This is a genomic window from Streptomyces sp. NPDC002698 (assembly GCF_042888945.1).
Classification (GTDB): Bacteria; Actinomycetota; Actinomycetes; order Streptomycetales; family Streptomycetaceae; genus Streptomyces.
In genome coordinates this window covers 1-20,016 of record NZ_JBIAQM010000030.1, presented here as the reverse complement: position 1 = coordinate 20,016, position 20,016 = coordinate 1, and the positions used below count along the sequence as shown (strand labels likewise).

The following is a 20,016-nucleotide window of genomic DNA, read 5'->3' as shown; positions in this document are numbered from 1 at the left end:
GGGTGCGTGCCATGGGGTAGTCCGCCCCGGTGGCGGGCGTCGTGCCGTGGGGTGCCCGTCCCGGTGGCGGGCGTCGTGCCGTGGGGTGCCCGTCCCGGTGGTGGGCGGAGTGCTGTGGGGCGGTCCGTGCCGGTGGTGGGTGGAGAGCTCAGACCGCCGCCAGCGCCGCCAGTGCCCGGCGGGCGACCTCGCGGCCGATCGGGAGGGAGGCGGTGGCCGCCGGGGACGGCGCGTTCAGCACGTGCACGGTCCTCGGGCCCTCCTTGATCAGGAAGTCGTCCACCAGGGTGCCGTCCCGCAGGACCGCCTGGGCGCGGACACCGGCGGCGGCGGGGACCAGATCCTCCGGGGTCACCGCGGGCAGCAGCCTCCGCACGGCCTCCGTGAACGCCGATTTCGACACCGAGCGGCGCAGCTCCCCGGCTCCGTAGCGCCAGTGCCGCCGGGCTATCCGCCAGGAGCCCGGCCAGGACAGAGTTCCGCCCAGCTCACGGGGCCGGACCACCTTCCATCCGTATCCCTCACGGGCGAGCGCGGGTACCGCGTTGGGGCCGATGTGGACACCGCCGTCGATGCCCCGGGTGAGATGGACGCCGAGGAACGGGAACGCGGGGTCCGGAACCGGGTACACCAGGCCGCGCACCAGCTCCGGCCGCGCCAGCGTGTAGTACTCGCCACGGAAGGGGACGATCCGCATTCCGGGGTCGTCGCCCGTGAGCCGGGCCGTCTCGTCGCAGTGCAGGCCCGCGCAGTTGACCAGCACGCGGCCGCGGACGATCGTCCCGTCGGCCGTGCGCACGGCGACGCCGAGGTGGGGCCGGCGGTCGGCGCGCACGACCTGCGCCCCGTACCGGATCTCCGCCCCGGAGGCCTCCGCGAGCCGGCGGGCCACGGCCACGTAGTCGCAGATGCCCGTGGTGCCGACGTGGATGGCGGCGAGGCCACGGACCTCGGGTTCGTAGTCGGTGAGCTGGGTCGGGCCCAGTTCCTTGACCGGGATGCCGTTCTCCCGGCCGCGCTGCACCAGACCGTGCAGGCGGGGGAGCTCCGACTTCTCCGTCGCGACGATCAGCTTGCCGGTGACGGCGTGCGCGATGTCGTACTCCGCGCAGAACTTGACCATCTCGGCGGCACCCTGGACCGCGTACCGCGCCTTCAGGGAGCCGGGGCGGTAGTAGATCCCGCTGTGGATCACCCCGCTGTTGCGCCCGGTCTGGTGCCGGGCGGGTCCCTGCTCCTTCTCCAGCACCGTCACACGGGTGCCCGGTGCCGCCCGTGTGACGGCATACGCCGTCGACAGACCGACGATCCCCCCGCCGATCACCAGAACATCGCAGTCGTAGGCGCTCCGCATCCGCACCACCTCCCGGCCTCGATAGTGCACTGCGCCACTGACAATGCCCTCAAACCCGAGGACCGCGCCCCGCGTTTCCTTCGCGCCGCGGGGCCGTGGCGCCCTGTCCGTCCCGAGTCGTCGGGCGTCCCCTCCGGAACCGGCCCTACGCCGGAGCCATCAGCAGAGGACGGGCCCGCTCCCGCAGCTCCACCACGCGCGGTTCGTCGCCGTAGGGCTCCAGCCGGTGCAGCAGGTCCTTCACGTACTCGGTGGTGCGCGCGGAGGAGATGCGCCCGGCGACCTCCACCGCTCGCACGCCCTGCTCGCACGCCGCGTCCAGGTTGCCGGACTCCAGTTCGGCGACCGCGGACACCACCAGGCGCAGTCCGTGCGAACGCACGAACTCCTCCGTCGGCTTCGACAGCGCCTGCTCGGTGAACCGGCGTACCTGACGCGGCGCCTTCAGGTCGCGGTAGCACTCGGCGGCGTCGGCCGCGAAGCGGTCGTACCCGTAGAAGCCGAGCCAGGACGGGTCGTTGTCGCCGTCACGGGCCCGCTCCAGCCAGCCCTCGGCCGCCTTCAGCGCCGCGCCGGCCGCCTGGGCGTCACTCGCGCGCGCGTGGGCACGTGCCTCGACCAGCCGGAAGAAGCTCATGGTGCGGGCGGTGGCGAGACCGCGGTTGCGTTCCAGGGCGGCCTGGGCGAGGTCGACGCCCTCGTCGCCGAAGCCGCGGTAGGTCGCCTGGAGGGACATGGACGCCAGGACGTAGCCCCCGAGGGGCACGTCGGCGGCCGCGCGGGCCAGCCGCAGCGCCTGGATGTAGTAGCGCTGCGCGGCCTCCTGCTGGCCCGTGTCGAAGGCCATCCAGCCCGCGAGACGGGTGAGCTCCGCCGACGCGCCGAACAGCGCTCTGCCGACCTCGTCGGAGTACGAGCCGAGCAGCAGGGGTGCCGCCTCGACCCGCAGGCACTCCGGCACCATGGACGAACGCCAGTCACCGCCCCCGTACTTGGAGTCCCAGCGCCTGGCGTCCTCGGCCGCCTCGCGGAGCTTCAGCACATCGCTGTGGCCGACTTTCAGCGGCGCCCCGGAGCCGTCGCCCGGATTCACCTCGCGCGCCACCGAACTGTCGGCCGGGGTTATCAGCCAGCGAGAAGCGGGCGTCGCGTAGGCGCTCACGGCGAAGGAGCCGGCCAGTGACTGCCAGATGCCGCCGCCGGCCCGGCGCCCGGCGAGGTCGAGGCGGTACAGCTCCGTGGCCGACCGCACCGCCTGCCCGACGTCACGGGGGAAGGCGAGGCCCACCTCCGGCGCGGGATCCGCGTCCGCCAGGCCGATCTCGTGGAGCGGCACCGGACGGCCGAGCTTCTGGCCGATGGCGGCCGCGATGAGGTGCGGCGCGGCGCCCTGCGGCACCATGCCCTTCGACACCCAGCGCGCCACCGACGTCTTGTCGTAGCGAAGAGTCAACCCGCGTTGAGCGCCAAGATCGTTGACGCGACGCGCGAGTCCTGCGTTGCTGATTCCCGCGAGGGCGAGAACGGCGCCGAGTTTTTCGTTCGGCCCGCGTTGCTCCCTGGACATGCGCCACCCCTCGACACAGACGGCTGCCGCAATGGCATAACCACGCGGCATTCGTAAACCCAGCGTAGTTCGCCCGATCCCCAGCGTTAAGGGGCGTACGTCCGGTTGGCGGGATTGTGGTCCGTACGACTGTACGGACTGTCGCGGCGTGCTCCTGTTGTGTGGCTGTGCGCCCGTCCGTGCGCTCTTCTCCGGCCACGGTGGGGAGCGCTTCCATGGAACGTGCGTGGGTCGGCCCGCTGTACTGGATCCAGTGGGCTGGGGGACACCGCCGCCTACATCCCCGCGGGCGGCGGACCGGTCCGGGGGGCGAACTCCGCCTCCCGGACTGTGCGTTGCCGAACCGGTGCGCAAGGCCTGTACGGAGCGTGTCCGCGTCCGTCCGCCTCTCAACGATTTGGCTGAAAACCGATGACCTCTCCTGAGGGCAATCAGGGCTCCCACCACGTGAGTTGAGGGCGCGAAGGGCGTCCTGAGGGAGCGTATCGGGGGCGCATTCACGTCGACCTGTCGGGGGTGGGCGGCGACTGCCGGACGGGAGCCCCTCGTTGGCCCGGTCGCGGCCGGGGTCGTTGGCCCGGCCTGTTGGCCCGGCCCGTCCGGTGGCGGTCCCGTGGCGATCCGGAGCGGGTTTTCCCCGGTGCGGGGTGGCGACCGTCGATGACTTCAACAGGCCTTGCGTGAAGGGTAGTTGCAGGTAGCGCGCCCCTGCGTGACGGCGCGGACGTTCGGGTGGGGGCGCACTTCGGGGAGTGCAAGCCGCCGCAGGGGCCCTCCCGTACGCCTCCTTCGTGGCAGCATGGTGCCGAGTTCGTACGGTGCACTGGTTGTCCACAGCCTGTGGAGGCGGCGATGCGATGGTTGGTGGGGTGGAGCAGCACCGTCGCCAGAGCGTCCGCGATCGGCTCGGCGGGCGCCACGGGCAACGACGGCGAGACCGTGCACCCCGTCGGTTCCCAACTCCTCTGGGGCGACCCGGATCCGCTGTGGGCCGTCGGCGACTGGCGCCCCGACGAGGTGCGCGTCGTCAAGGCCGACGCGGCGAACCGCATCGCCGTCCTCGGCACCTGCGGGGCGACCGACGACGAGCTGCGGGTCGGACTGTTCGCCGCGCGCGGCGGAGCACTGCGCCACCTCACCAACTGGTCCGGCAGCTACACCGCGGTCGTCCAGGTCGGCCGCCGCGTGACCGTCTGCGGCGATCTCGCCGGAGCCCGGCCCGTGTTCTACACCCCCTGGGCCGGCGGCACGGCCTACGCCACCGCCGCGCTCCCGCTCGCCGACCTCATCGAGGCCAACCTCGACTTCGGACACCTGGCCGCGATGCTCGCGGCCCCCGACGTACCGGCCGCGGTGCACGACTCCACCCCGTACGAAGGCGTGCGCCGCATCCCGCCGGGACACACGCTCATCCTGCGGGCCGGAGCACGCGAGATCGCCGGGTACGAACCCGTCGCCTCCCTCGCCGTCGCCGCGCCCATCGCCGATCCCGCGATCGCCGTGGACGCCGTACGGGACGCCCTCGTGGAAGCCGTCCGCGCCCGCCTCTCCGCCCCCCGCCATGTGCCCGGCGCCGACGTGGACCCCGGGCCCGTGCCCGGCATGGGGCCCGCCGAGCGGCGCGCCGCGCGCGGGACACCCGTACCGGGCATCGGGGCCGACCTCTCCGGAGGGCCCGCCTCGGGAACCCTCGCGCTGCTCGCCGCCGGCCTTCCCGGGGCGCCCGGCACGGTCCTCGGACACGGCACCGGTGCCGGGGAACGTCTCCTGGCCGTCACCTTCAACGACCTCGCCGTGCGAGGGCGCGAGGCCGAGCTGGAGCGGGCGGGGACGCTGGCCGCGAACCCCCGGCTGCACCACGTGGTCGTCGCCGGGGGCGAAGAGACGCTGCCCTACGCCGACTTGGAGGGACCGCTGACCGACGAGCCGGGCCCCTCCCTGGTGACCGCGGCTCGCCACCGCGCGCGGCTCGCCTCCGGCAGCGCGGACCACTTCACGGGCTACGGCGCGCGGCAGGTGCTCGACGCGCATCCGGCCCGGCTCGCCGACCTGCTCATGGACCGCAAACGACGCCATCTGGTGCGACCCGTCGCCGCGTTGACGAAGGCCGACGGTTCGGTGATGGTTCCCGCGCGCGTGTACGGCGCGGCGCGCAAACTCGCCCGCACCCCGTACCGCACCGGGGTCGACGTCCTCGCCGAGCAGTTGCTGCACCGGCGGTTCGAGGAACCCGGAGGCGCGGTGGGCGCGTCGCTCGCCGCGCTCAGCTGGGCGAGACCCGGGCCGGCGGCGCGCTGGCTGACGGGGGAGGCACTGGCTGAAGTATCGGTTCGCCTCCAGGGCGGCGGGGGGCGGCCGAACGTCGGTCCCGGACAGCGGCCGGGGGATTTCCGCGCCCGGGCCGCGCTGGCCCGCCACGCGGCCGACGTCCGCGTCCTGGAGCAGGCCGCCGAGATCCGCTTCCAGCGGCTGCACACGCCGTTCCTGGACAACCAGGTCGTCCGGGCGTGCCGTGAACTGCCGGAGGCGCTGCGGGTGCAGCCGGGAGCGCGGGCGGCGATCCTGCGTACGGTGCTGGAGGGGGCCGGGGTGGCCGATCTGCCCCCCGGGTGGGGGGCTCCGTCTCACGCGTCCTCCACGGCGGCGGCCCGTACGGGGGTGCGGGTGGCGGCGGATTCCCTGGTCTCCCTGTTCGACACGCCGTTGCTCGCGCAGGCCGGGCTGGTCGAGGCCCGCGTCGTCCGCAAGGCGCTGCGCTCCGCCGCGGAGGGGGCGCCGCTGCCCCTCGACGGGCTGGCCGATCTCGTCTCGCTCGAACTGTGGCTGCGGCGGTTGCTGGCCCGGCGCGGAACGTGCTGGACGGGGACGCCGGCGCGCCAGCGCGCCGTTCCCGCGGGGATAGTCCCGCAGGGGAGGGCGCTGGGAGCGGGGGCGCGGCGCGGCTGAACCGGTGTCGGTGCGGGTTCGGTGGGTGGGTCGGGGCCGTGCCGGTGCATCAGCCCGTCGCCGTTGGGTGAGGGGTGGGCGTCGGTGGCGACGGGCATTGATGTACCGGCACGTCCCCTTCCGTCGGATCCCGGCTGCGGGTACGCGCCCGTTTGGGTGCGGGTGCGGTATTCAGCCCCGGCCGGGAAGATCCAGCCCCTCCGGCGTTTGAGGAGCGGGGTCCGGGGCGGAGCCCCGGGTGCGGGTCGGGTAGGGGCGGAGGGGGCGAAAGAAGGTTTTGGTGGGGTGGGGGACGCGGGGAAGTAGGGGGGGCCTTGGCGGCCCGGGCGGGGTGAAACGGTGACCCCGGGCGGGCGGGCGGTGAGAATGGGGGCGTGCGGTACGGGATTCTGGGGGTTGCCCAGGCGGAGGACGACCGGGGGACCCTCGTCGCGGTGGGCGGCCCCCGGGTACGCGCGCTGCTCACAGCCCTGGCCTGCCACCCCGCCCGAACGCTCTCCCCGGACACCCTCATCGACGAGGTGTGGGCGGACGACCCGCCCCAGGACGCCCCCGCCGCCCTGCAGGCACTGGTGGGCCGCCTCCGCCGAGCCATCGGAAAGGACGCGGTCACCTCCGAGACCGGCGGCTACCGCCTCCGCGCCGCCCGCGACGACGTGGACCTGTTCGTGTTCGAGCGGCTCGTCACGGAGGGCAGGACCGCGCTCGACACGGGCGACGCCCGTACCGCCGCCGCCCGACTGGGCGAAGCCCTCGCCCTGTGGCGCGGCCCCGCCCTCGCGGACCTCCCCGACCGCACCGCGGCGACCCGCCCCGAGGCACTGCGCCTGGAGGCGACACGCAGCCGCGTCGAGGCGGACCTGCGGCTCGGCCGCGCCGCCGACGTCGTACCGGAGCTGAAGGAGCTGACGACAGCCCACCCCTATGACGAGGCGCTGCACGTTCTGCTCATCCGCGCCCTGCGCGAGACCGGCCGGGGTGCCGACGCGCTGGCCGCCTACGAGGACGTGCGCCGGGCGCTGACGGACGGTCTCGGGGCCGACCCCGGGCCGGAGCTCCGGGACCTGCACGCCGCGCTGCTCGACCCGCGGGACGCCCGCGGAGCGAGGGAACCCGGAGCCGCCACGGGTGGTGCCGCACCGCGTTCCGGGGACCCCTCCCGTGCCCAGCGGACCGGGAACATCCGTCCTCGTCTGAACTCGTTCGTCGGGCGGGAACGCGAGGTCGGGGCCATCCGTTCGGATGTGCAGAGGGCCCGGCTGGTCACGCTGACCGGACCGGGCGGTTCGGGGAAGACCCGCCTGGCCGAGGAAGCAGCCGTCGGCCTCGCCCAGGCGTGGCTGGTCGAGCTGGCGCCGCTCGACCGGTCCGAAGCGGTCCCGGGCGCGGTGGTCAGCGCCCTCGGTCTGCGCGAAACCGCCCTGATCACGAACGAGATGGCGGTCCCGCAGGACGACCCGGTCGCCCTGCTCGTCGCGTACTGCGCCCCGCGCAGCCAGCTTCTGATCCTCGACAACTGCGAGCACGTGATCGACGCGGCGGCCGAACTCGCCGAGACGCTGCTGACCCGCTGCCCAGGTCTCACGATCCTCGCCACCAGCCGCGAACCCCTGGGAATCCCCGGCGAGTTGGTGCGCCCGGTCGAGCCGCTCCCGCCCGATCCCGCGCGCCGCCTCTTCATGGAGCGGGCCTCCGTGGTGCGCCCCGAAGCCGCCACCGCCCTCCACGACTCCGCCGCCGTGGACGAGATCTGCCGACGGCTCGACGGCCTGCCCCTGGCCATCGAGCTGGCCGCGGCCCGCCTGCGGCTGCTCACCCCGCGGCAGATCGCCGACCGGCTCGACGACCGCTTCCGGCTGCTCACCTCCGGCAGCCGTACGGTGCTGCCCCGCCAGCAGACCCTGCGCGCCGTCGTCGACTGGTCCTGGGATCTGCTCGACGAACGGGAGCGGACCGTGCTGCGCGAGGCCTCCGTGTTCGCGGGCGGCTGGGACCTGGCCGCCGCGGAGGCCGTCTGCACCGGCCCCGCCGCCGACCTCATCGGGGCGCTCGTGGACAAGTCCCTCCTCGTCGCCACCCCGGCCGGCACGGGCGGCGACAGTCCTCCGTACGGACAGGGCGACGGTCTTCGAGACGACTGGAGCGATGGCGGCGACGCGGGCGGCGGCATGCGCTATCGCATGCTGGAGACCATCCACGAGTACGCCACCGAACGCGCCGCCGAGGTTCCCGGGCTGCGCGCCGCGGCCGAGCGGCGCCACCGGGCTTGGGTGCGCGCCCTGACCGAGGAGGCCGAGCCCCGGTTGCGCTCGGGCGCCCAACTCCCCTGGATCCGGCGCCTGGAGAACGAACACGACAACATCCGGGCCGCCCTCCAGCGCGCGCTCGCCGCGCGGGACGAGGAAGAGGCCGGTGCTCTCGTCCTCGACATGGGCTGGTTCTGGTGGCTGCGCAACTTCCGGTACGAAGCCATCGAGTGGACGGAACTCGTCCTGAAACTGGGCACGTTGCTCGACACGCCGTCGGGCGACCGTCCGGCGGGGGCCGTCGGTGCCGTGTCGGCCTGCGGTGACACCCTCTTCGCCGAACTCGAAGGCGTCGATCCGGTGGCCGTCTTCCTCGACCGTCCCGAGCGGGAGGAGCGGCACCCGTTGCGCGCCATGCGGATGCGGGTGCGCATGCTCCATCTGTTCATGAAGGTGGACGTCGTCCCCCGGGACGAGTGGGGGGAGAAGAGGCTGCGGGAGTACGTGGAGCGGGTGCGGGGCGCCTTCGAGCGGGGCGGTCCGGACGCCGCGCGCATGCCGGGGATCATCTGGCCGATGGCCGCGCACTTCCTGGGCGACCCGGACGACGTGGGACCCGCGATGGACGCGGCGGTCGCCAACTGCCGCGAGTTCGGCGGTGAATGGGAGATCGGCGTCGCCCTCATGTTTCGTACGCACATGACTGTCGACGCCCCGGGCGGTATGCCGGGAGTGGACGAGGACCTGGCGGAACTGCGCGTGCTCAGCCGACGGGTCGGGGACCGCTGGATGCGCGCCCAGGTGTGCAGCGCGGCCGGCGAGGCGGCCATGGCGCGCGGCCTGTACGACGACGCGAAGGGCGAGTACGCGGAGGCGCTGCGGCTCGCCTACGAGGTGGGGGCGTACGCGGAGGTGCCGTTCCTCATGGCGCGGCTGGCCGAGATCGCCTACCGCGCGGGCGAGCGATCCGTGGCCCTGGCGAAGCTGGACGAGGCGAGCGCCGCCGCCGACCGGTACGGGGTGACGGACTCCCGGGCGTTCGTCCATCTGCTGCGCGCCCAGGTGGTCCTCGACGACGGGGAGGTCGCCCTCGCGCGCGAACTGTGCGAGAAGGCGCGGGCGGAGAGCCTCCGCGGCACCCCGCCCCCGCAGTTCACCGTCGGGATCAACGGCATCGACGCCATGGTCACGGCCGCCGAGTCCGGCCCCCTCGCGGGTCTGCGGAAGCTGAGCGCCACACTCCGGCACGCGATCGACACGCGGTGCGCGGACGCGGTGGCGTCCGCTGTCGTCGAGGGCGCCGCGCGGCTCTTCGGCGAGCTGGGCGCCCACGCGGTGGCGGTGCGGCTGGTGGCCGCGGGCACCGGCTGGCGCGGCGAGGATCTGCGTCCCGTCCGTGAGAGCGCCGACGTGCGGAGCACCGAGGCCGCGGCCCTCGCCGCCCTCGGTCCGGAACGCTACGCGTCCGAGCGCGCCCAGGGCTCCGGCTACAGCCAGGAAGAGGCCCTCGGTGAGCTGGCCCGGGCAGTCGAGGAGCATCCCGGGGGACAGGCGTTCACCTAGGTGCTCACCGGCACGCACCCCGTGCGGCAGGCGCTCACCGGCACACGAACTCCGACTCCGCCCAGTCGCCCAGCGTCGTCGCGTCGAACGGGCTGTGGGGTTCGACCACGAAGCGGACCGTCCGGTGGCCGGTGAGGTTCACATGGACGGGGATCGCCGGGTCGCCGCCCTCGATCAGCGGTGACCGCCACAACCGCGACCCGTCCGCGTAGACGGAGAAGCGCACCTTGCCCAGTCCCAGCATCAGATCGTCGACACCGGCCAGAGCGTCGTACGCGCTGCAGTCCCGGTTGAGATCGACGGTGACCGAGGACCGGCCGTGGACGGTCACGCCGTATGCGTACCGAGTGTCCCCGATGCTCATCCTGTGGCGCTGCCACACCCAACTGCTCTCCCCGATCCGCATCTCCGGCCCGGTGTGGTCGCCGATGACGTCGTAGTCCAGGTCGCTCCACCGGTAGACGACGGAGGCGGGTGGGGGAGGCGTCGGCGTGGGCTCCGGGTCGGGCTTCGGCGGGGGTGGCTTCGGCAGCGGGGCCGGGGTGGGGGCCGGGGTCGGCGTGGGGCGCGGACTCGGGCCAGGGCCCGGGGCGGCTTTCGGCGTCGGCCTCGGGGCGGGCTTCGGCTCGGCCGAGGGGGGCGGGGCGGGCGCCGGCCCGCGTACCACCGGCGCCGGCTTCGGCGCGGGGGACTTCCTGGGCGGTGCGGGCGACGCCACCGGCGCTTCGACCGCGGGCGACGCGGCCGGTCCCGCCTCCGGCCGCCGGGCGGGGCTGTCGTTGCCGACCAGGGACAGTGCCACCGCCGCCGCGGCCACCGCGACGACACCCGCCGCGATACCGGCCTTGACCGGCGCGCCCAGTCCCTCGGAGACCGCGGCGCCGGCGCCGCTCCCGGCGCCGGCGCCTCCCGAGCCGCCGCCCGCCACGGTTGCCGCGCCCGCGGCTCCGGCCGCACCGGCGCCACCGGCGATGAGCGCGAGGGCCTTCGCGTACCCGGCGGCACCGAACCAGCCGATGACCGCGACCGGCACGACCGCGGGGATCCCGCCGGCCACTTCCTTGATCTGGCCCGCGGCCAGCCGGCACCTGGCGCACTCCTCCAGGTGCTTGCGCAGGCCCCGTTCGGCACGGGTGCGCAGGCCGCCGCGGGCGTAGGCGCCGAGCCGGTCGGCGTGGCGCGCGCACTCCTCGTCCATGGTGAGCGTGGTGCTCACGTGCGCCTGGAGGTAGGCCTGCCGGAGTCCCTCGCGGGCGCGACTGGCGAGCACACGGGTGCCGTTCGCGTCGAGACCGAAGAGCGTGGCGACCTCGCTCGGGGACTCGTCCTCGACCTCGGTGTGCCACAGCACCGCCTGCCAGCGCTCCGGCAGCGAGCGGAAGGCCCGCATGGCCATGGACTGTTCGGCCTCGTGCATCGCGCGGACGTCCGCGCCGAGGTCGAGCGTGGCGTCGTCGGAGACCTCGGATCCGCGGGCGGCCTGTGCGGCGAACACGGCGAAATCGTCGACCAGCCGTTCCCGCCTGGCCGTCCTCGTCCAGTTCGCGGCGACCCGGCGGACGGTGGTGAGGAGATACGCGCGCACGGCGTGCTCGGGGCCGCTGCCGCCGCGTACGGCCTGGAGCATGCGGGCGAACACCTCGGCCGTGAGGTCGTCGGCGGTGTGCGTGTCGCGACAGCAGGTGCGGGCGTAGCGACGGACGGCTTCGGCGTGCCGGCGGTACAGCTCCTCGTACGCCGTGTCGTCGCCCGCGCGCATCCGCTCGATCAGACCGGCGTCGGGGGGCGGCGCGTCCACCGGGGTTCCCGGCTCGCGCGGGGGCGGCAGAACGCCGTCGTCGTGCGCGTCCCAGCGGTCGCGCTGCGAAGGCATGCCGAGGTCGGCCGTCCCGGCGTCCGTCCCGGCGTCCGTGCCGACATGGTGCCGGTCCTCGCCGTGCCGGCTTCGGCCGTCCGAGTCGTCGCCGTCCTGGCCTCCGCGGTCCTGGCTGCCGCTGTCCCGGCTTCCGCGGTCCCGGTTCTCGCCGTGCGGGGACCCGCCGTGCGGGCCGCCCTGGCTCGGCACCCGCCGTGACGGTGAGCCGCCGGTTTCCGTGCCGCCGTCGGCGCCACCGTCACCGGGTGACTCGTCCCGCCCGTCAACGCTCATCGCGGAAAGCCCCCGCCTGCACACTCTCGGACCCGAATACCGGGCCAGAGTGCCACAGGCTCCCCGAGCGGAACGTGCTCGTACGGCCCAACCACTCGTCCGAGGGGACTTGTCGCTCTGGAGTACTAACTGTCACCCGTTCGGGGAATGTTCAACAGCCGCCGTGCGCGCGGAAGCGGTCGTTCCGTACCGGAGGCGCGGCCGGGAGGCACGGCCGGGAAGCGCGATGCTCCCGGGGCGAGTGATGTCACTCGCCCCGGGAGCATCGGGGTGTTCAGGCGCGACCGTGTGCTCGGCGGCGGCCGCGTACGACGGCGCCCACGCACGCGGGACGCCTTCGTGCCCCGCCGTGTCCACGTGCTCCGGTACGCCTCCGCGTCCGGAACTCGCCCACACCGCGGGTGTCTTCGGTCCGGCTCACGCGGGACGCGAGCGCAGGCCCTCCAGCAGGATGTCCAGGAGCCGGGCCGAGGCCGCCGCCTGCTGGGCCGCGTCCGGCAGCGAGGGCGCCGCCGTCGCGATGACCAGCAGGACGTCCGCCACGGTGACGTCGGCGCGCAACTCGCCCGCCGCACGCGCCCGGTCGACGAGCCGCCCGACCACCTCGAGGAGCGCCGCCGCCCCGGCGTCGTCCACCGCGGCGATCACCTGCTCGTCCTCGGGGGCGGTCCGCTGCTCGACGAGCCGCAACTCGGGCGCGGGCTGCGACCGCTGCTGCGGCACCCGTGCCTCGTCGTGCTCGGGACCGTCCTCGGCCACGCCGACCCGCAGCACCTGCGGCGGCAGCAGCCGTCCGGCGCCCGAGGCCACCGACGTCCGCAGGAAGCGCGAGAGCGCCGACCACGGCTCGTCCTCCTGACCGAGCGCGGAACGGGCCTGGTCCGTCAGCCGGGAGGTCTCCTCCTCGGCTATCCGGCGCACCAGGACGTCCTTGCTCGGGAAGCGCCGGTACACCGTGCCGACACCGACCCTCGCCCGTCGGGCGACGTCCTCCATCGGCGCGCCGTACCCCAGCTCGCCGAAGACCTCGCGCGCCGCCCGCAGTACATGTTCCAGATTGCGCTGTGCGTCCACACGCAGCGGCGTCGTGCGCGGTCCGTCCGTCGGACCGCGGCCGTTGCCGCTCGTCGCCGCGCCCATCGCACCACCAGGTGCGATGGCTGACGCGGAAGACCAATGAGAGTCCTGAATATGCATAAGCGTTCCCCCGGTAATGACGTCTCCCCCCGGAGACTCTCCCCGCCATCGACAGACCGGAGCGTGTGGAACAAGCTGGTGCGCGAGTCCGTCGTGCGGAATCGCCGAGCGCATCCCCCTACACCCCGTCGACACACGAACATAGTTGAGAGGGGGTCAATTCAGAAGGGGCAGGTTCCGCACGGAGCGCCCCCCGATCGGAGTACGGCCCCCCTACGTCCCGATTACACCCCGTCCGAATACCCCCCTCACCCACCTTGAGCTGCGGGTTTTCCCTAGACTCCGGCAAATCGGCCAACTCCGTACGTTGTCGGCGACCGGTCACACAAATTGTCGGGGCTGTGGACAAACTCCGAAGAGGGGTGCGTCATGGGATGGTGAAGGAACGTGCGCGCATTCTCATCGTCGGCGGCGGCTACGTCGGGATGTACACCGCCCTGCGCCTCCAGCGGCAGCTCAAGCCCGAACTGAAGCGGGGCGAGGTCGAGATCACCGTCGTGTCGCCCGACCCGTACATGACCTATCAGCCGTTCCTTCCCGAAGCCGCCGCGGGTTCCATCTCGCCGCGTCACGTGGTCGTTCCGCTGCGCCGGGTCCTCGACCGGTGCCGGATCGTCATCGGTGAGGTCCGGTCGATCGACCACGCCAAACGCACCGCCACGCTCACCACGCTCGCCACCGAGGAGGAGGGCGCGGGCGCCGAGCAGATCGCGTACGACGAACTCGTGCTCGCCCCGGGCTCGGTCTCGCGCACCCTGCCGATCCCCGGACTCGCCGACTACGCCATCGGCTTCAAGACGGTCGAAGAGGCCATCGGCCTGCGCAACCACGTCATCGAGCAGATGGACATCGCCTCCTCCACCCGCGACCCCGCGATCCGTGACGCGGCCCTGACCTTCGTCTTCGTAGGGGGCGGTTACGCGGGCGTCGAAGCGCTCGGCGAGCTGGAGGACATGGCCCGCTACACCGCGCGGTACTACCACAACCTCAAGCCCGAGGACATGAAGTGGATCCTCGTAGAGGCCTCCGACCGCATCCTGCCCGAGGTCGGCGAGGAGATGGGCAGGTACACGGTCAGCCAGCTGCGGCGGCGCAACATCGAGGTACGCCTGGAGACCCGCCTCAACAGCTGCGCGGACCGGGTCGCCGTCCTCAGTGACGGCGCGCGCTTCCCGACGCGCACCGTCGTGTGGACGGCCGGCGTGAAACCGCACCCCGTCCTCGCCGCGACCGACCTCCCCCTGAACGAGCGCGGCCGGCTCAAGTGCACCCCCCAGCTCACCGTCGACGGCGCCTCCCACGCCTGGGCCGCCGGAGACGCCGCCGCCGTCCCCGACGTGACCGCCGAGCCCGGCAAGGAGACCGCGCCCAACGCCCAGCACGCCGTGCGCCAGGCGAAGGTCCTCGGCGACAACCTCGCGCACACCCTGCGCGGCGAACCCCTGGAGACGTACTCCCACAAGTACGTCGGCTCGGTCGCGTCCCTCGGACTGCACAAGGGAGTCGCGTACGTCTACGGGCGCAAGCTGAGGGGCTATCCTGCCTGGTTCATGCACCGCGTCTACCACCTCAGCAGGGTGCCCACCTTCAACCGCAAGGCCCGTGTACTCGCCGAATGGACCCTGGCGGGTCTCTTCAAGCGGGAGATCGTGTCCCTCGGTTCCCTCGAACACCCCCGTGCGGAGTTCGAACTGGCGGCCGGGGGAAAGCCTCCGACCGACCCGAAGGGGTCGTCCTGACCGGACCGAGGAACTCCACCGGCAGGGACGGCGTCTGACGGAAGCAGACCCGGTCGGTCAGACTGCCAGACAGGTCCACGACTTTGGGCGGGTGAACCGCTCGCCCTTCTAACACGAGGCTTTCCCCACTGTGAACTTCACGCGCTGGAGCGCCCGGCTCCCCGGAACGCAGCGCCGCGCCGCAGCGCGGACCGAGCACACGGCCGAGCACACGACCGCGCACACGGCCGCCCCGGACCGGCGCGGGGAAGGCTCCGTGCCGGCGGCCCGCGTCGAACAGCTCACCGACGACGCCCCTCCCGGTCTCGCCGTCGACGAACTCCCGGTGCGCGCGGTCCTCGACCGCGTCCCCGCCCTCGTCGCCCTCGTGCACGGTCCCGAACACCGCGTCTCGTACGTCAACGACGCCTACACGGCGGCCTTCGGCGCCCGCCCCGCCGGCGCACCCGCGCGCGAGGCCCTGCCCGAACTGGACGAACTCGGCCTGCTGCCCCTCCTGGACCAGGTCCTGCGCAGCGCCAAACCCCGCACGGTCAAGTCCCGCAAGGTGCCGACCGGCCGCTCCTACACGTTCACCTGCACCCCCGTCGACACCTCCCCGGAGGCCGACGGCCGCGGCGTCCTCGTCTTCGCCACCGACGTCACCGATCACGCCGAGGCGGCCGAGCGGCTGCGCGCCAGCGAACGCCGTCAGCGCGAGACCGCCGTCACCCTCCAGCGCTCCCTGCTCCCGCAGGAACTGGAGGAGCCCGACGACCTGCGCATCGCCGCCACCTACCTGCCCGGTGGCACGGAGGCCGCGGTCGGCGGGGACTGGTACGACGTCATCACCCTCGGCGGCGGGCGCACCGCGCTCGTCATCGGCGACGTCATGGGCCGCGGCGTCCGCGCGGCCGCCGTCATGGGCCAGCTGCGCACGGCCGTGCGCGCGTACGCCCGTCTCGACCTGCCGCCGCACGAGGTCCTGCAGCTCCTCGACGGCCTCGCCACCGAGATCGACGCCAACCAGATCGCCACCTGCGTGTACGCCATCCACGACCCGAACGAGGGCCGCCTGGTGTACGCCTCCGCCGGCCACCTGCCCATCCTGGTCCGCGACGAGAACGGCACCATCCACCGCGCCGACGAGCCGACCGGACCGCCGCTCGGCACCGGCGGCTGGCTGCACGCCTCAGGCTCGGTGCCGCTGGGCCCCGGATCCACCGCCGTCCTGTACACGGACGGCCTGGTCGAGCGCCGCGACGAGGACCTCGACGAGGGCATCGCCTCCCTGGAACGCGCCCTGGCCGGCGCCACCGGCAGCCCCCAGGTGGTCTGCGACCGCCTGGTCCGCGCGGCCGGCGTCACCGCCGACCACGACGACGACGTCGCCGTCCTGGTCATCCAGCACCCTTCCCGCACGGGCTCCGACGGCGAGCTCTTCCGCAACGCCGCCCTGGAACTCCTCGGGGGCATGGAAGCGGCCCCACGCGCGCGTGCCTTCGCCTCCGGCGTGCTGGCCAGCTGGCGCTTCCCCGGAGATCTGCACGACCTCGGCGTCTTGGCCGCCAGCGAACTCGTCGCCAACTCGCTCCAGCACGGCACCCCGCCGATGCGGCTGCGGCTGCGCCGTACCGACCGCCGCCTGATCATCGAGGTCACCGACGGAGACGACCACCTCCCGCGCCGCCGCCGCGCGGAACCCGGCGACGAAGCGGGCCGCGGCATCGCGATCGTGGCCACGATCGCCTCGAACTGGGGGTCCCGCCGCACACCGGGCGGCGGCAAGGCGGTGTGGTGCGAGTTCGCACTCCCGCGCGCAGCGAAGTGAAACCGCGCGCCGGAGACCGATGAACGCGCCCGGGAGCTGAAACCGCCCGTTCGGGCCGGACCCGTGCGTCCTCCCGGACACCCGGGGGCGGCCACTCGGACACGTTCCGCGCGTCCCCTGGCCGCGAGGGACGCGCGGTGCTAAGAGCTCCCCATGGCAGACGAATCGGGCTTTCAGCTCAAAGGAAGCGGCCCCGAGCGCTACGAGCGGTACGCGGCGCCGTTCATGGCGCCCTTCGTGGAAGCGATCCTGGACGCGGTCGACCTCTACCCCGGAGCCAAGGTGCTCGACCTGGCCTGCGGCACCGGCTTCGCGGCCCGCGCGGCGGCGGCCCGGGTCGGCCCCGCCGGCCGGGTCTCGGGGGCGGACATCAACACGGGCATGATCGGCGTGGCAGCGGAGCACGCGCCCCGCATGTACCCGGACATCGACTTCACCGTCGCCCCCGCCGAAAGACTCCCCTACGAGGACGCGGCCTTCGACGCGGTCGTGTGCCAGCAGGGCGTCCAGTTCTTCCCCGACCTGGACGCGGCCTTCGCGGAGACGGCCCGCGTGACGCGCCCCGACGGCCGCTTCGCCGCCACCGCGTGGGCCGCCAGAGAACTCATCCCGTACTTCGTCGCCCAGTACGAGGCGGTCGAGGAACACGGGGGCAAGGAACTCGCGGCGGACTACGAGGGCGCGTTCTCCGGCACCCCCGAACGGCTCTCCGCCGCCCTGCGAGGCGCCGGCTTCCACGACGTCGCCGTCCGCCAGGTCACCTTCGGCATCCCCTTCCCGCCCCTCGACGCGTACGCCCCCGGCCAGCTCTCGTCCACATCCTGGGGACAGGCGATCGTCGACACCGCGGGCGAGGAAGCACTCCTGCGCGCGGGGCGGACCGTCCACACCCGGCTCGCCGGCCACACCGCCCCCGACGGCACCGCCACCCTCCCCTTCACCGCCAACCTGCTGACCGGCATCCGCTAGACCGGCCCCGCACACACGAAACGGCCGCCATCACGTCCCTTCGTGATGGCGGCCGTCGTGGTCCGCGCCCGTCCCGCAGCCCCGGCGGTCAGGCGCTCACGGGCACCGGCTCGGCCGGAGCCCCGCCCTGCGCGACCACCCGGCTCCGCGCGAGCGACGGCTGATCCTGTACGGGCGTGAGCCGCCGCCCGAGCCGTACGGCCAGGAAGGTGATCCCGAGCGAGAAGAGCAGGAACGTCACGACGTACGGGCCGTGCAGCGAGGCCCCCATCGGGCCGCCCACCGCGGGGCCGATCGCCAGCGCGAGCTGCTTCACCAGGGCGAAGGCGGAGTTGTACTGACCCGCCATGCCCGCCGGCGCCAGATCGGCGACCAGCGGAGCGATCGTCGGCGACAGCATCGCCTCACCGAGCCCGAAGAGCGCGTACGTCGAGACGAAGGCCGCCGTCGCCATGGTCCGGCTGCCGTGCCCGAGACCCGCGTATCCGGCCGCCAGCCAGGCGACGGCCCAGATGAGCCCGACCGCGGCGATCACCCGGGACCGCTTGCGGCGCTCGACGAACTTCAGCACCGCGAACTGCGCGACCACGATCATCGCCGTGTTCGCCGCCATCGCCGTACCGAGCGCGGACGTGGAGATCCCGGCCGCCTCCACGCCGTACGCCGAAAGCCCCGACTCGAACTGTCCGTAGCAGGCGAAGAACAGCACGAAGCCCAGCACGGACAGCTGCACCATGGCCCGGTTGCCGAGCAGCTGCTTCCAGCTGCCGCCCCTGGCCTGCGGCCTGTCCCCCTTGATGTGCGGCGCGTGCGGCATCCGCACGGTCGCCATCAGCACGACCAGCACCAGGAACATCGCCGCCTCGATCGCGAACAGCAGCGTGAACGAGCTCGCGCGGTCCGGATCGACGATGTGCCCGCCGATGAGACCTCCGACACCGAGACCCAGGTTCTGCAGGAAGAACTGCGTCGCGAAGGCACGCGACCGGGTGTCCGCCGTGGAGCAGTCCACGATCATCGTCGCGAGCGACGGCTGCATCACGGCCTGCCCGGCACCGAGCGCCGCGGCCGACAGCACCACGGTCGTCGCGCTGTTCGCCAGTCCGAGGCTCAGCGCACCCAGGGCGGCGGTGACCAGGGCGACGAGGAGCACCGGCAGGGGACCGCGCCGGACGATCGCCCGCCCGGCGAACGGCAGCACGACGAGAGCGGCCACGGCGAAGACGGCGAGCACGACGCCCGCCGTCATGGAGCCGAGTCCCCGCACCTGCGCCACATAGACGTAGAGGAAGGGGACGGTAAAGCCGAGCCCGAACGCGCTGAGCGCGTTGCCCACGTGGATCCGGCGCATCGCTGCGCCCATCGCCCTGGTCACTTTCACCTGCCTTGGTAGTGAAGCCGTACCGGCCCCCGCCGGGCACCGTGCCGGTGACACGTTCCCTACGCATGGATGCAAGCCTGAAGACTTCGAAGCTAAAGTTTGAACTTGAACTCTACACGTTGAAGGACTTCGACACCAAGCGGCTTCGTGCGATACTCGGGCCATGGGTGACACCCCCGGCGTCAGCGAGCCGACACTCGAAGAACAGATCGCCGCCTACCAGCGCGAGTTCCAGGACCTCGACCCCCAGGTCGAGAAGATCGTCTCGGCGCTGTCCCGCCTCAACCGGCGGATGAACGTCGCCTACGGCCGCCAGACCGCCGCGCTCGGCATCAGCAACGCCGAGTGGGAGGTCCTGAAGGCGCTCGTCCTCGCCGGTGCCCCGTACCGCCTGGGCCCGAGCGAGCTCGCCAAGCGTCTCGGTCTCACTCCGGCCGCCATGACCCACCGCATCGACCGCATGGTCGCGGAGGGGCTGGTCACCCGGGAGCGCGACGAGTCGAACCGTGTGCGGGTCATCGTCGAGCTGACCGACGAGGGCCGCGAGAAGTGGCTGGAGGCCATGCGCCTCGCCACGGTCTTCGAGGAGGACCTGCTCCAGGACCTCTCCACCGAGGACCGGGGCGTCCTGGGCGAGGTCCTGACGCGCCTGCTGCGACGGGTGGAGGACGCCCAGCCGGACGCGGGCGGCCGGCTCAGCGACCTCGATTAAAAGATCTTGACAGGGGAGGTTGACACCGTCCCGGCGGATCCGTAAAGTTCTCCGAGTTGTCACGGAGCCGGAACGGTTCCGCGACGGCGCCTCCGCCGCTGATGCGGCAATCAAACCACCAGCACGATCTCCCAGCCGGGGTGAATTCGGCGTGTCCGAATTCAATTCGATTGGGGCCCGGCGGCCCGATTAGGAACTGCCGGGAAGATCCGCTAAAGTTTGAGACGTCGGAACGGCCCAACGGCCGGGAGGACAAACCCCGCTGACTGGGAATCAGGCCCGAAAGAATCTGATAGAGTCGGAAACGCAAGACCGAAGGGAAGCGCCCGGAGGAAAGCCCGAGAGGGTGAGTACAAAGGAAGCGTCCGTTCCTTGAGAACTCA

Annotated in this window: 11 protein-coding genes; 6 read left to right on the top strand and 5 right to left on the bottom strand. The window is 73.1% G+C overall.

Annotated elements, in window-relative coordinates; translation table 11 throughout:
- Positions 1–148: 148 nt before the first annotated feature.
- Positions 149–1,354, bottom strand: coding sequence for an L-2-hydroxyglutarate oxidase (gene lhgO / locus ACFYW9_RS30945; RefSeq protein ID WP_351872601.1), 1,206 nt, complete (start codon positions 1,352–1,354; stop codon positions 149–151).
- Between the two features lie 145 nt (positions 1,355–1,499).
- Entirely contained in the window at positions 1,500–2,921 is a 1,422-nt protein-coding gene (locus tag ACFYW9_RS30940) for an MFS transporter (RefSeq protein ID WP_329300501.1), read from the bottom strand.
- 852 nt (positions 2,922–3,773) lie between these two features.
- On the opposite strand from ACFYW9_RS30940, the gene ACFYW9_RS30935 reads away from it, so the two are divergent.
- A complete protein-coding gene (locus ACFYW9_RS30935; RefSeq protein WP_351872598.1) occupies positions 3,774–5,867 on the top strand; it encodes an asparagine synthase-related protein in 2,094 nt (697 codons plus the stop codon).
- Positions 5,868–6,241: 374 nt separating this feature from the next.
- On the top strand, positions 6,242–9,676 hold the full coding sequence (locus tag ACFYW9_RS30930) for a BTAD domain-containing putative transcriptional regulator (RefSeq protein WP_389157251.1): 3,435 nt from the start codon (positions 6,242–6,244) through the stop codon (positions 9,674–9,676).
- A 34-nt stretch (positions 9,677–9,710) separates the two neighbouring features.
- Here the strand turns inward: ACFYW9_RS30930 and ACFYW9_RS30925 are convergent, their stop codons facing one another.
- Positions 9,711–11,825, bottom strand: a complete 2,115-nt coding sequence (locus tag ACFYW9_RS30925) for a sigma-70 family RNA polymerase sigma factor (RefSeq protein ID WP_389157248.1) — start codon at positions 11,823–11,825, stop codon at positions 9,711–9,713.
- A 417-nt stretch (positions 11,826–12,242) separates the two neighbouring features.
- Positions 12,243–13,022, bottom strand: coding sequence for a helix-turn-helix domain-containing protein (locus ACFYW9_RS30920; protein ID WP_328450820.1), 780 nt, complete (start codon positions 13,020–13,022; stop codon positions 12,243–12,245).
- Between the two features lie 374 nt (positions 13,023–13,396).
- Here ACFYW9_RS30920 and ACFYW9_RS30915 point away from each other — a divergent pair, with 374 nt between their 5' ends.
- The 3 genes from ACFYW9_RS30915 to ACFYW9_RS30905 all read left to right on the top strand — a co-directional run bounded on the left by ACFYW9_RS30915 (position 13,397) and on the right by ACFYW9_RS30905 (position 17,540).
- The gene (locus ACFYW9_RS30915) at positions 13,397–14,761 is read left to right on the top strand and encodes an NAD(P)/FAD-dependent oxidoreductase (RefSeq protein WP_351876015.1); all 1,365 of its coding nucleotides are present in this window, start codon (positions 13,397–13,399) and stop codon (positions 14,759–14,761) included.
- Positions 14,762–14,891: 130 nt separating this feature from the next.
- Positions 14,892–16,571, top strand: a complete 1,680-nt coding sequence (locus tag ACFYW9_RS30910; RefSeq protein WP_351876018.1) for a SpoIIE family protein phosphatase — start codon at positions 14,892–14,894, stop codon at positions 16,569–16,571.
- A gap of 153 nt (positions 16,572–16,724) precedes the next feature.
- Positions 16,725–17,540, top strand: a complete 816-nt coding sequence (locus ACFYW9_RS30905; RefSeq protein WP_351876022.1) for a methyltransferase domain-containing protein — start codon at positions 16,725–16,727, stop codon at positions 17,538–17,540.
- Positions 17,541–17,628: 88 nt separating this feature from the next.
- Here ACFYW9_RS30905 and ACFYW9_RS30900 read toward each other — a convergent pair whose 3' ends face one another.
- Entirely contained in the window at positions 17,629–18,903 is a 1,275-nt protein-coding gene (locus tag ACFYW9_RS30900; RefSeq protein WP_389157241.1) for an MFS transporter, read from the bottom strand.
- 181 nt (positions 18,904–19,084) lie between these two features.
- Here ACFYW9_RS30900 and ACFYW9_RS30895 point away from each other — a divergent pair, with 181 nt between their 5' ends.
- On the top strand, positions 19,085–19,633 hold the full coding sequence (locus tag ACFYW9_RS30895) for a MarR family transcriptional regulator (RefSeq protein ID WP_326786919.1): 549 nt from the start codon (positions 19,085–19,087) through the stop codon (positions 19,631–19,633).
- Positions 19,634–20,016: the final 383 nt, after the last annotated feature.